The sequence below is a fragment of the Falsiroseomonas sp. RANM36 genome (assembly GCF_056682175.1).
Genome location: NZ_JBWXTD010000005.1, coordinates 480,814 through 492,032 on the forward strand (window position 1 = coordinate 480,814; position 11,219 = coordinate 492,032).

The 11,219-nt window shown below is 72.7% G+C and carries 9 protein-coding genes; 8 read left to right on the forward strand and 1 reads right to left on the reverse strand.

Features of this window, described 5'->3' with window-relative positions; all coding sequences use genetic code 11:
• The first annotated feature begins 145 nt into the window (after window positions 1–145).
• From AC1MIR_RS20315 to AC1MIR_RS20330, 4 genes are read left to right on the forward strand one after another with little or no spacing between them, the layout of a single operon-like run.
• Complete coding sequence (locus tag AC1MIR_RS20315) at window positions 146–1,606, forward strand: FAD-linked oxidase C-terminal domain-containing protein (protein ID WP_480029999.1); 1,461 nt, start codon at window positions 146–148, stop codon at window positions 1,604–1,606.
• 14 nt (window positions 1,607–1,620) lie between these two features.
• Window positions 1,621–2,289: an EthD domain-containing protein gene (locus AC1MIR_RS20320; protein WP_480030000.1), complete on the forward strand. Its 669-nt coding sequence runs from the start codon at window positions 1,621–1,623 to the stop codon at window positions 2,287–2,289.
• Window positions 2,286–3,479, forward strand: coding sequence for a glycolate oxidase subunit GlcE (glcE, locus tag AC1MIR_RS20325; RefSeq protein ID WP_480030001.1), 1,194 nt, complete (start codon window positions 2,286–2,288; stop codon window positions 3,477–3,479). The genes AC1MIR_RS20320 and glcE overlap by 4 nt, the downstream gene beginning before the upstream one ends.
• Window positions 3,480–6,155 carry a capsular polysaccharide export protein, LipB/KpsS family gene (locus tag AC1MIR_RS20330; RefSeq protein WP_480030002.1) on the forward strand — a complete coding sequence of 892 codons (2,676 nt, stop codon included), beginning with the start codon at window positions 3,480–3,482 and terminating at the stop codon, window positions 6,153–6,155.
• An 84-nt stretch (window positions 6,156–6,239) separates the two neighbouring features.
• Here the strand turns inward: AC1MIR_RS20330 and AC1MIR_RS20335 are convergent, their stop codons facing one another.
• Window positions 6,240–7,061 carry a bestrophin-like domain gene (locus tag AC1MIR_RS20335; protein WP_480030003.1) on the reverse strand — a complete coding sequence of 274 codons (822 nt, stop codon included), beginning with the start codon at window positions 7,059–7,061 and terminating at the stop codon, window positions 6,240–6,242.
• Window positions 7,062–7,136: 75 nt separating this feature from the next.
• On the opposite strand from AC1MIR_RS20335, the gene glcF reads away from it, so the two are divergent.
• From glcF to AC1MIR_RS20355, 4 genes are all read left to right on the forward strand, one after another.
• Window positions 7,137–8,468 (forward strand): glycolate oxidase subunit GlcF, encoded by a 1,332-nt coding sequence (gene glcF, locus AC1MIR_RS20340; protein ID WP_480030004.1) that lies wholly within the window; start codon window positions 7,137–7,139, stop codon window positions 8,466–8,468.
• A 55-nt stretch (window positions 8,469–8,523) separates the two neighbouring features.
• Window positions 8,524–9,117, forward strand: coding sequence for a hypothetical protein (locus AC1MIR_RS20345; protein WP_480030005.1), 594 nt, complete (start codon window positions 8,524–8,526; stop codon window positions 9,115–9,117).
• 95 nt (window positions 9,118–9,212) lie between these two features.
• Entirely contained in the window at window positions 9,213–10,307 is a 1,095-nt protein-coding gene (ada, locus tag AC1MIR_RS20350) for a bifunctional DNA-binding transcriptional regulator/O6-methylguanine-DNA methyltransferase Ada (protein WP_480030006.1), read from the forward strand.
• Between the two features lie 59 nt (window positions 10,308–10,366).
• Window positions 10,367–11,155, forward strand: a complete 789-nt coding sequence (locus AC1MIR_RS20355; protein ID WP_480030007.1) for an Npun_F0296 family exosortase-dependent surface protein — start codon at window positions 10,367–10,369, stop codon at window positions 11,153–11,155.
• Window positions 11,156–11,219: the final 64 nt, after the last annotated feature.

Genomic DNA, 11,219 nt, shown 5'->3' on the forward strand with positions numbered 1-11,219 from the left:
GGGGGCGGGGGGCGCCCGGCGGCCCCCGGCCGGGGCGGGGGCCCCGGGGGCGCGCGGGTTTTACAACCCCGCCGCGCCGGGCCACCCCGGGGCGGTTTTCGTTGTCGCCTTGCCCCGCGGCCGCCCGGCCGCCATCTTCCCGCCCATGATCGCCCTGCCCGAGCCACGCGCCGACATCCTCGCCCGCCGCGACGAGATCCTCGCCGCGCTGCGCGCCATCGTCCCCGGCGAGGGCACGATCGGCGAGGAACTCCGCCTCCGCCCCTATGAGACCGACGGCCTCACCGCCTATCGCCAGGTGCCGCTGGCCGTGGTGCTGCCGACCAGCACGGAGCAGGTGGCGGCGGTGATGCGCTACTGCCACGAGCAGGGCATCCGCGTGGTGCCCCGCGGCGCCGGCACCAGCCTTTCGGGCGGCGCGCTGCCGCTGGCGGATGCGGTGGTGATCGGTTTGATGCGCATGAACCGCATCCTGGAGATCGACTTCGAGGACCGGCTCGCGGTGGTCGAGGCCGGCGTCACCAATCTCGGCATCACCAAGGCCGTGGAGGGCGAGGGCTTCTTCTACGCACCCGACCCGTCCAGCCAGCTCGCCTGCATGATCGGCGGCAACGTCAACATGAACTCGGGCGGCGCCCACTGCCTGAAATACGGCGTGACGGCGAACAACCTGCTCGGCCTCACCTTCGTCACGCCGCAGGGCGAGATCGTGGAGATCGGCGGCGGGCATCTCGACGCCGCGGGCTATGACTGGCTCGGCCTGCTGACCGGCAGCGAGGGGCAGCTCGGCATCGTGACGGAAGTGACGGTGCGCATCCTGCGATCCGCGGAAGGCGCGCGCGCGATGCTCGCCGCCTTCAGGAGCACGGAGATCGCGGGCGCGGCGGTGGATGCCATCATCGGCTCGGGCATCATCCCGGTGGCGCTGGAATTCATGGACAAGCCCTGCATCCACGCCTGCGAGGCCTTCGCGCATGCGGGCTACCCGCTGGATGCCGAGGCGATGCTGATCATCGAGGTCGAGGGCAGCGTCGAGGAGCAGGACGCGCTGCTCGCGCTGATCAAGGAGATCTGCGCGCATTTCGACCCGATCAGCCTGAAGGTGGCGCAGACGGCCGAGGAATCCATGGCGATCTGGAAAGGCCGCAAGGGTGCCTTCGGCGCGGTGGGACGCATCTCGCCGGACTATCTCTGCATGGACGGCACCATCCCGACCGGCGAGCTGCCGCATGTGCTGAAGCGCATCGGCGAGATGAGCACGCAATACGGCCTGCAGGTAGCCAACGTCTTCCACGCCGGCGACGGCAACCTGCACCCGCTGATCATGTTCGACGCCAACGACCCCGAGAGTTTTCGGAAGGCCGAGCATTTTGGCGCCGACATCCTGAAGCTCTGCGTCGAGGTCGGCGGCTGCCTGACCGGCGAGCACGGCGTCGGCGTGGAGAAGCGCGACCTGATGACGGCGCAGTTCGCGCCGCATGAGCTCGACCAGCAGCGCGCCATCAAGTCGGCCTTCGATCCCGGCTGGCTGCTCAACCCGCACAAGGTCTTCCCGCTCGCTTCTACCTCCCCTGCGGAGCGGGGGAGGGTCGGGGCGAGGGCCTGAGCGGCGCTTCCGCGATGCCGAAGCAGCGCCTGTTTCTCGCCGCGCCGCCCGGCCACGACCGCGCGGCGTTCCGCGCGCGGATGCTGGCCGAGGCCGCGCCCGCGCTGCGCGATGCCGTGCCGGCGCTCGCCGCGCTCTCGCTCGACCTGGTGGACGCAACCCCCGCCGTGCCGCCCTGGCAGCGCCCGGGCGCACCGGCGGCGCCCGCCGGCGCGCCCGACTTCGACGCGGTCTTCGATTGCTGGGGCGATGACGCCGCGCTCGATGCCGCGCGCGCTGTCCTCGGCGACCTGCCGCGCGTCGCGGTGCGCGTGGCGGAGACCGTCGAGCAGGACGCGCTTCCGCGCCCCGTCGGCCGCGCGCCGGGCGTGAAGTTCCTCTCGCTGATGACCTTCCAGCCGGACCTGCCGGAGCCCGCGGCGCGGCGCCTCTGGGCGCATCACGCGCCGCTGGCCAAGCGCGTGCATGTCGGCATGGCGCGCTATGTGCGGGACTGGGTGGTGGGCGGCTTCGCGGGCTTCCACGGCATCGCGGAGCTGCACTTCCCCTCGGTCGAGGCGATGACGACGCGCTGGTTCGACAGCGAGTCCGGCCGGGCCGCCATCGCGCATGACGTCGGCCATTTCCTGCTGTGCGCGACGCGGCTCTACACCACCGAACACGTGCTGAAGGCGGCCGCATGACCACCCCGCTCGCTCCCGCCGACGAGGCCGGCATCGCCGAGGCCGTTGCCGCCGCCGCCGCCGCGAAGGAGCCGCTTGCCATCGAGGGCCGCGGCACCAAGCGCGCGCTGCTGCGCCCGGTGCAGGCCGCGCGCACGCTCTCCACGCGCAACCTGACGGGCATCACGCTCTATCGCCCGACGGAGCTGGTCATCTCCGCCCGCGCCGGCACGCCGCTCGATGAGATCGAGGCCGCGCTGGCCGAGAAGCGCCAGTGGCTTGCGCCGGAGCCGCCCGACACGCGCGCGCTGTTCGGCACGGCGGAAGGTGCCACGATCGGCGGCATCGTCGCGGCCAACCTTTCCGGCCCGCGCCGGATCAGCGCGGGCGCGATCCGCGACCACGTGCTCGGCATGCGTTTCGTCAACGGCGCGGGCGCGGTGGTGCGCAGCGGCGGGCGGGTGCTGAAGAACGTGACGGGGCTCGATCTCTGCAAGCTGCTCACCGGCAGCCACGGCACGCTCGGCGTGATCACCGAGGTGACGCTGAAGGTGCTGCCGGTGCCCGAGACCTCGGCGAGCATCGGCATCCGCGTGCCCGACATCGCGACCGGCGTCGCCGCGCTGAGCGCCGGGCTCGGCAGCCCCTATGGCGTGAGCGGCGCGGCGCTGATCCCGGCCTTCTGCGGGCCGGACGGCCCGGCCAACCACGTCGCCTTCCTGCGGCTGGAGGAATTCCACGAATTCGTCGCCTATCGCGGCGGGCGCCTGGCGGAGGAGCTCGCGCGCTTCGGCGATGTGCGGGTGCTCGAGGCCGCTGAGAGCCGCGCGCTCTGGGCCGCGATCCGCGATGCGCAGCCGCTCGGCGCGGCGCCGGAGGAGGCGGTCTGGCGCGTCTCGGTACGGCCTTCCGCGGCCGCGCGCTTGGCCGCGGCGGTGCAGGCGATGGGCGGGCGCTGCCTGCTGGACTGGGGCGGCGGCCTGGTCTGGATCGCCGGCCCGGCGACCGCGGCCGCGCATGCCGCCGTGGTCGCCGCGGCCGCGGCGGCGCGCGGCACCTTCACCCTGTTCCGCGCGCCCGAGCCGCGGCGCGCCGCCGTGGCCGTGCTGCCCGAGGAACCGGCGGCGCTGGCCGCGATCGCGGCGCGCGTGAAGGCGGCGCTCGATCCGGCGGGCTTGCTCAATCCGGGGCGGATGCGGGCGGCGGGCTGAATGGACCCGCGGGCGCGCCATCTGCTGCGCCGCGCGCTTTCGGCTGGCCGCACGCGCGAAGCCTTGCGGCTTGCCGAGCATGCCATTGCCGAGGATGCATCGGACGGGCAAGCCGTTGCGTTCGCGGCGATGGCGGAGGCCGAACTCGGCCAGTGGGACGCCGCCGCTGATCGCCTGGCGGCTGCGGCAGGCCCGACGAGCGGTGGACTCTGGCTGAGGGATGCCGCGCTTCTGGTGATCCGTCGCGCGCCGGCCGGCGAGGCGCGCCTCGCCTTGTCCCGTCGGCTCTCCGCGGGCGTTGGCGACGTCTCGGGCCGGCTTCTTCTTGCCCACGCGGAGTGCCTGATCGCTGCTGGACGTTTCGAGGACGCATCCGCATGCGTGGGGCCGTCCGCGTCGGCGGCGATGCGCAGCGCTTTTGCGTCGCGTCTCGCCGTGGCTGGCGAGCGGCTGCGGGCCGCCGGAGACGGCCGTGCGTCCGCGGCGCTGGACGCCTCGCTTCGCGCGCTGCCGCAAGGCGCTGCCTGGGCTGGATCGCTGCAAGTCGGGCAGCTTGCCGCGTCGCTCGGGCGTATCGGCGATGTCGTCGGGCTGCTTCGGGTCGCAGGCGACGGGACTGATGAGCCGCCTGCGCGCGAGGCCATGCTCGGGCGCATCTTCAATGCGGCCTGCGATCTGCGCGAACTCTCCGCCGCGCAGGAGGCTTTCGGGCTGATGCGGACGCCGCCCGAGGCCATGCGCATGCGCCTCGCGGTGGCGCTGACGGAGGTCGGCGACCTGGATGCGGCGGCAAGCCTCGCTGCCTCACTTGCAGCGCCTTCGCTTCGCGGCGAGATGGCCGATCGGCTTCTGCTCGCAGCCGGCGACCGCCCGTTGCTGCCGCTGCTGGGTGGACTGCTGAACGGGGCGGGCCTGCCGTTCAGCGCCATCATGAGGCTGCTGGCCTCCACCGCGTTCAGGCGCGACCTCGCGGCGGTCGCACCTTTGCTCGAGGCAATGCCGTTGGCGGATGCCATCAAGCAGGCGCTCTTGCGCGCGGCCTTGGCTTGGGCCGAGGGCGATCTTCCGGCGGCGCGCGCCGGGTTGCGCCGGGTGCTTGCGGAGGCGCCTGAGGATCGCCGGGCGCTTTCCGTCGCATTCGAGATCGCAACCTCTGCTGGCGACCTGGACGACATGGGCGATGTGGCCGCCCGGCTCGCTCCCGCTCTCGCGGATGAGGAACTGCCGACACTCTGGTGGCGCCTCTGCTGTGCCATGATGGAATCCGGACGCGAGGAGCAGGCGCAGGATCTTCTTGGGCGCATCCGGGGGTTGCTGGCCGGGTTCCGAAACCAGGGCAGGGCATCGCTGCCCGGCTTTGCCGGCACATACTTTCACCTTGCCATCTGCTTCTTCGATCTGGACGCCGCACGCACGCTGGCTTCCGCCTTCGCCGCCGACCGCGGAATCGCCGAGGCTTGGGCGAAGACACAGGCAGCGGTCGCCAATGATCCCGAACTGGCTGAATTCGTTCGGAATGCGGGCGAGGTCTTCATCCATCCTGAGGTCGCCTCGGAAAGCTTGGCCTCTGCCGATCTGGCGGTGGTCGTGGCTCCAGTGCGGCTTGCCAGCTTTGCCTTCGAGGGAACGGCGCCCGAGGGCCGGGCCGGTGACGAGCCGCGAAGCCGCCAGGCGCTTTCGCGCGTCCTACGGCTGGCACGTGCCGCGGGCCTCAGGGTGGCGATCGTGCCGGCGCCGGGCAGGGCCGTGCCTGACGCCATCCTGAAATCCGACGTGCAGTTCGTATCCTTTCACAGCTTCGGTTCGTCGCCGCGCGGACGGCACGTCATGGTTGGTCCGCTGCCGGACACCCTGCTGATCGATCCGACTGGATACGCCGGCTGGGCCAGCATTGCGCAGCAGCCGCTTGCCTCGCTGCCCTTGGGCGACTTGGACGCAACGGCGGCGCGGGAATGGCGCCTCGCCGAGATGTCTCGGCTGTCGCTCTTCAATCACAGCAAGCATGCGCAGAGGGCGCGGGGCGCCGCGCCCGTCACGCAAGGACTTGCGGTGCTGCTGGCGCTGCAGGTGCCGAGCGACACGGTCATGCGCCATGCTTGGCTCGACATGTTCGAACTCACGCGAGTCGTGGTCCTGCGCTACCGGTCATCCGGCGCGGCAGTCCTGGTCAAGCGCCACCCGAAATGCGCCGATCCGCGCACCGATGCGCTGCTTCGCGAGGTCGGGCGGGAACCCCACGTGACGATCACCGACGCTTCCATCCACGACCTCTTCGCCGTGGTGAAGGCCGTCTACTGCGTCAATTCCGGCGTGGGGGCCGAGGCGCTGCTCCATGGGCTGCCCGTCCACATCTCCGGGCTCGCCGACTACCGCCATGTCTGCCACGAGATCCATCGCGCCGAGGACATCCGCGCTGACGAAAGCGCGTTCCAGCTGCCGGTGGATGAGGCGACCTTCGACCGCTACGTCTACTGGTACCGGAACATTCATCACGTGCCGCTCGACCAGCCGGGCGCCCTCGATGCCGCAATCGAAACTCGGATCCTGCAGGCCGCTCTCGCACGGCGGAAGCGATCAACGGGTGGACCGGCCGTTTCAGATTCTATGCCGCCGGGCGGGCAGGGGAGTCCCGCCCACCCGGCGCCATGTCCGGCCGCCGATCCCGGCACCGGGTAACCGATGGCCCGTCTTCGCCGGGCTTCGCGGCAAGGTAACGTCGGAATTGCGAAGGGAGCGTGAAGATGCGCCCGACCGGCCGGCTCAGCGGGGCGGCAGCGCCGGGATCGTGACGCCACCGCGAAAGCCCTGGATGGTCCAGTCATGCGGGCCGCTGCCGACCCGCAGCTCCCCGAGGCGCGGCGCGCCGAGGTCGAGGATCAGGGTCATCACCATCGTCCACATCGCGATCAGCACGAAGCTCAGCCGGCGCAGCGCCAGCCGTCGCAGGCCGAGCTGGTAGCCGAGCCCCGCCATGGTGGCGAGCGTCATCGCCATCAGCATCCAGAACAGCTCGGGAGGGATGCCGGCATTGAAGGCGAGGCGCTCGGCCGTGGCGCGGTCGAACACCTCGTTCACTGCGGCCATGAGCGACACGGCGACCGGGTCCGGCCGCTCCTGCACGAGGGCCGTGACATGGCCCCAGATCTGCCCCTGCAGCGCCGCGCTGCGCTCCTCCAGCGCGGCGATGGCGGGGCGGTCGAAGGGGGCGGTGACGTAGGCGCGGCGGACGGGCGCGTATTCCTCCAGCAGGCGCGCCACCGCCTCGCCCCGGGGATGGCCGATCGCCTCGGCCCGCAGCCAGGCGGTGCCGATCGCGTTGGCCTCCTGCAGCACGCCGTCGCGGCGTTCCTGGAAGCGGCTGTTCGAGAAGGACAGCGTCAGCGCCAGCACGAAGGCGAGCAGGCCGAGCATGCCGCCGACGATGACGCCGACGCCGTCGGCTTCCTGCCGGCCCTTGGCGCTGTCGCGCCGCCCCAACAGGAACCCGGCTTCGCGGGCCAGCAACTGCGCGAGGAACAGCAGCCCGGCGAAGGCGAGGATGCTGAAGGCAGCGATGTCGCGGATGAGGTCGTTGATGGCCATGGCTCCGGCCCGGGCACGCATGTCCGGTGGAGGCGCAGTCTGGCGCCCGCTGCGGCCCGTGCCTAGATGGTCGCCATGCAGACAAGCTTCGCCGCGGACCGGCTCCGCGACCCGGATCTCGCCGAGAGCAACCGGATCCTGCGCACCTGCGTCCATTGCGGCTTCTGCACCGCGACCTGCCCGACCTTCGTGCTGCTGGGCGACGAACTCGATTCGCCGCGCGGGCGGATCTACCTGATCAAGGACATGCTGGAGAACGACCGCCCGGCGACGGCGGAGGTGGTGAAGCATGTGGATCGCTGCCTCTCCTGCCTCTCCTGCATGACCACCTGCCCCTCGGGCGTGCACTACATGCACCTGGTGGACCATGCCCGCCGCCACATCGAGGAGACCTATCGCCGGCCGGGGGCGGAGCGCGCGCTGCGCAAGCTGCTGTCCTTCCTTCTGCCCCATCCCCGGCGCTTCCGGCTGGCGCTGCTGGGCAGCGGCCTGGCGCGGCCGCTGGCGCGGCTGGTGCCCGGCCGGTCGCAGGCGGCGGAGCGGCTGCGCGCGATGCTGAAGCTGGCGCCGGTCTCGGTCCCCTCGCCGAGCCCGGTCGAGAAGCCCGGCGTGCATCGCGCGGAAGGGGCGCGGCGCGGGCGCGTCGCGCTGCTGGCCGGCTGCGCGCAGCAGGTGCTCGCCCCCTCGATCAACGAGGCGACGATCCGGCTGCTGACGCGGATGGGGTTCGACGTGGTGGTGACGAAGGACCAGGGCTGCTGCGGCGCGCTCGATCATCACATGGGCCACCACGACCCGGCGATGCGGCTCGCCCGCGCCAACATCGAGGCATGGAGCGCCGAGATCGCGGGCGAGGGGCTGGATGCCATCGTCATCAACGCCTCGGGCTGCGGCACCACGGTGAAAGACTACGGCTTCATGTTCCGCGCCGAGGGCGAGGCGATCGCGGCCAAGGCCGAGGCGGTCTCGAAGCTGGCGATGGATGTCTCGGAGGTGCTGCTGCGATTCGGCTACCAGCCCTCGCGCGAGAAGCCCGGGCTGACGGTCGCCTACCACGCCGCCTGCAGCCTGCAGCACGGCCAGAAGATCACGGCGGCGCCGAAGGATCTGCTGAAGCGCGCGGGCTTCGCGGTGAAGGAGCCGGCGGAGGCGCATCTCTGCTGCGGCTCGGCCGGCACCTACAACCTGCTGCAGCCCGAGATCAGCGGGAAGCTGCGGGCGCGCAAGCTGGAGAACCTGGACCGGACGCGCGCCGACCTGGTCGCCAGCGGCAATATCGGCTGCATCACCCAGCTTGGGGGAGGGACCATGCCGGTGGTCCACACGGTGGAGCTGCTGGACTGGATGGCCGGCGGGCCGGAGCCGCCGCAGGTCGCGGCGGCGCGGCAGGCGCGGCAGGCGGCGTGACCGCATCCGCGCTCCGCACTTGCCCCGGGGGGCCGCCATGGCGGAGGCTCGTCTCATGCGCCGTCTGATCGCCCTGCCGCTGCTGCTGCTGCCCGTGACTGCGCTGGCGCAGGGCGCGCCTCCGGCCTCGCCCGCTCCCGCGCAGCGCCCCGACCCCGCCGCCGCACGCAAGGCCGAGCTCGACCGCCTGTTCGAGGCGCTGAAGGACGCGCCGGATGCCAGCGGCGCGCAGCTGGTGGAGGCGCGGATCCGCGCCATCTGGGCGCGCCAGGTCTCGCCGGCGGCGTCGCTGCTGGTGCGCCGGGGCCTGCGCAACCTGCAGGGCAATGCGCCGGACGAGGCGCTCGAGGATTTCGACGCCGCGCTGGTGCTGGAGCCGGAGGCGCCCGACCTGTGGCTGTTGCGGGCGCGGGCGCTGGCGGCGCTCGGCGACCGGCGCGCCGCGGCGCGCGACATCCAGGAGGCGCTGCGGCTGGAGCCGCGGCACTTCGTCGCGCTGCTGCAGCTGTCGGAATTGCAGGACGAGGCCGGCGACGCCGCCGGTGCGCTGCGCAGCTTCGATGCCGCGCTGGCGCTGCACCCGAGGATGGCCAGCGCCGAGGAGCGGCGGCGCGAATTGCAGCGCAAGGCGGAAGGCGACGCGCTTTAGGCGGCGCGGCCGGCCCGCGCGGGCGCAACGCGCGGATGGCGCGCCGGTGGGCCAAGGCGCCAGATGCGGGGCGTTCAATCATGCCGGTGACCGCGATGCCCGAAGCTCCCCTGCCACCCGACCCCGACACGCCGCGCTGGCAGGCGGTGCTCGACCGCGACGCCGCGCCGGCCTGCGGTCCCTTCCTCTACGGTGTGACGACACAGGGCGTGTTCTGCCGGCCCGGCTGTCCCTCCCGCGCGCCGCTGCGGCGCAACACGCGCTTCTTCGCCGATGCGGCCGAGGCGGAGGCCGCGGGGTTCCGGGCCTGCCGCCGCTGCGACCCGAAGGGCGAGCGCGCGGCGCTGCACGCCGAGGCGGTGCGGGCGGCCTGCGCCATGATCGAGGACGCCGAGACGATGCCGAGCCTCGCCGCGCTGGCCGACCGCGCGGGCTATGCGCGGCATCATTTCCTGCGGCTGTTCCGCGAGGTGACGGGCGTCACGCCACGCAGCTATGCCGAGGGCGTGCGCGCAAGGCGCCTGCAGGCGGCGCTCGCGGCCGGCGAGCGGGTGGCGGAGGCGGTGGCCGGCGCCGGCTTCGGCAGCGAATCGCGGGTCTATGAGGACACCGCGCGGCATCTCGGCATGACGCCGGGCGCGGCGCGGCGCGGCGGCGCGGGAGAGGTGATCCGCATCGCCCATGCAGGCAGCGCGATGGGGCCGCTGCTGGTCGGCGCGACGGAGAAGGGCGTCTGCTTCATCGGCTTCGCCGAGCCGCCGGAGGCGCTGGAAGGCGATTTGCGCGCGCGCTTCCCGAAGGCGCGGATCGAGCCGGCCGACAGCGCGCTGACCGAGACGGTGCGCCAGGTGGCGGGCTTCATCGCGGAGCCCGCCGCGGCGCTGCGCCTGCCGCTCGACCTGCGCGGCACCGCCTTCCAACGCCAGGTGTGGGAGGCGCTGCAGCGCATCCCCCTCGGCGAGACCCGCACCTATGCGGGGCTGGCGGCGGAGATCGGCAACCCCGCCGCGGTGCGGGCGGTGGCGCGGGCCTGCGCGCGCAACCCGGTCTCGCTCGCCGTGCCGTGCCACCGGGTGGTCGCGGCGGATGGCGACCTCACGGGCTATCGCTGGGGCGTGCCGCGGAAGGCGGCGCTGCTGGCGGGGGAATCGCGGCTGTCACGAAAACCGTTGACATCGTCTCAAAAATAGAGGATTTCGGTCCCGGCCGGGACAGGAGGTCCCCTCGCCTCTCTTCCGAGGATCCTCCCATGTCCTTTCGCAGCCTGCTTCGCGCCGGCGCCGCCGTGTTCCTCCTCGCCGCGGCCGGTGCCGAGGCCTCTCCGCTCACCTGGACCAGCAGCGTCGGCGGCGCGCCGACCGGCGTGGTGCTGGAGAATTTCGACACCCTGACGGTGGGCGGGGCGAGCGGCGCCCAGCCGCTGACGCCGACGGGCATCCAGGTGCAGTTCGCCGGGACCGCCGGCGTGGTGAAGGGGGCGCTTTCGGGCCGCTACGCGCCGCCGAGCCTCTCGGGCGGCAATGGTGCCGGCTTCGGGGCGGGCGGCGGCGACCAGGCCAATGGCGCCAACACCACCCCCTATCTGACCACGGGCTCGGTCACCGCCGGCGCGGCCTCGGCGATGACGCTGATCATGCCCTTCGAGGTGAAGTATTTCGGCCTGCTCTGGGGCTCGGTGGACGCCTACAACACGCTCAGCTTCTACGACGGTGCGACGCTGGTCGGCAGCATCACCGGCGGGCAGGTGGCGACGCTGCCGAATGGCGACCAGGGTCCCGGCGGCACGCGCTATGTGAACGTGACCTCGACGGTCGGCTTCGACCGCGTGGTGGCGACGAGCAATGGCTGGGCCTTCGAGTTCGACAACGTCGCCTTCAACATCGCCCCGCCGCCGGCGCTCGGCGTGCCGGAGCCGGGCACGCTGGCGCTGCTGGGCATGGGGCTGGTCGGCCTGGGTGTCGCGCGGCGCCGCCGCGCCCCCGGGGCGGGGGGGGGGGGGGGGCGGGCGGGGGGGGGGGGGGGCCCCCGGCGCCGATGAGCCGCAAGCCGGCCGCGCCCTCCGACATCGAGATCGTGGAGGACGCCTATCCCGAGCTCGACGC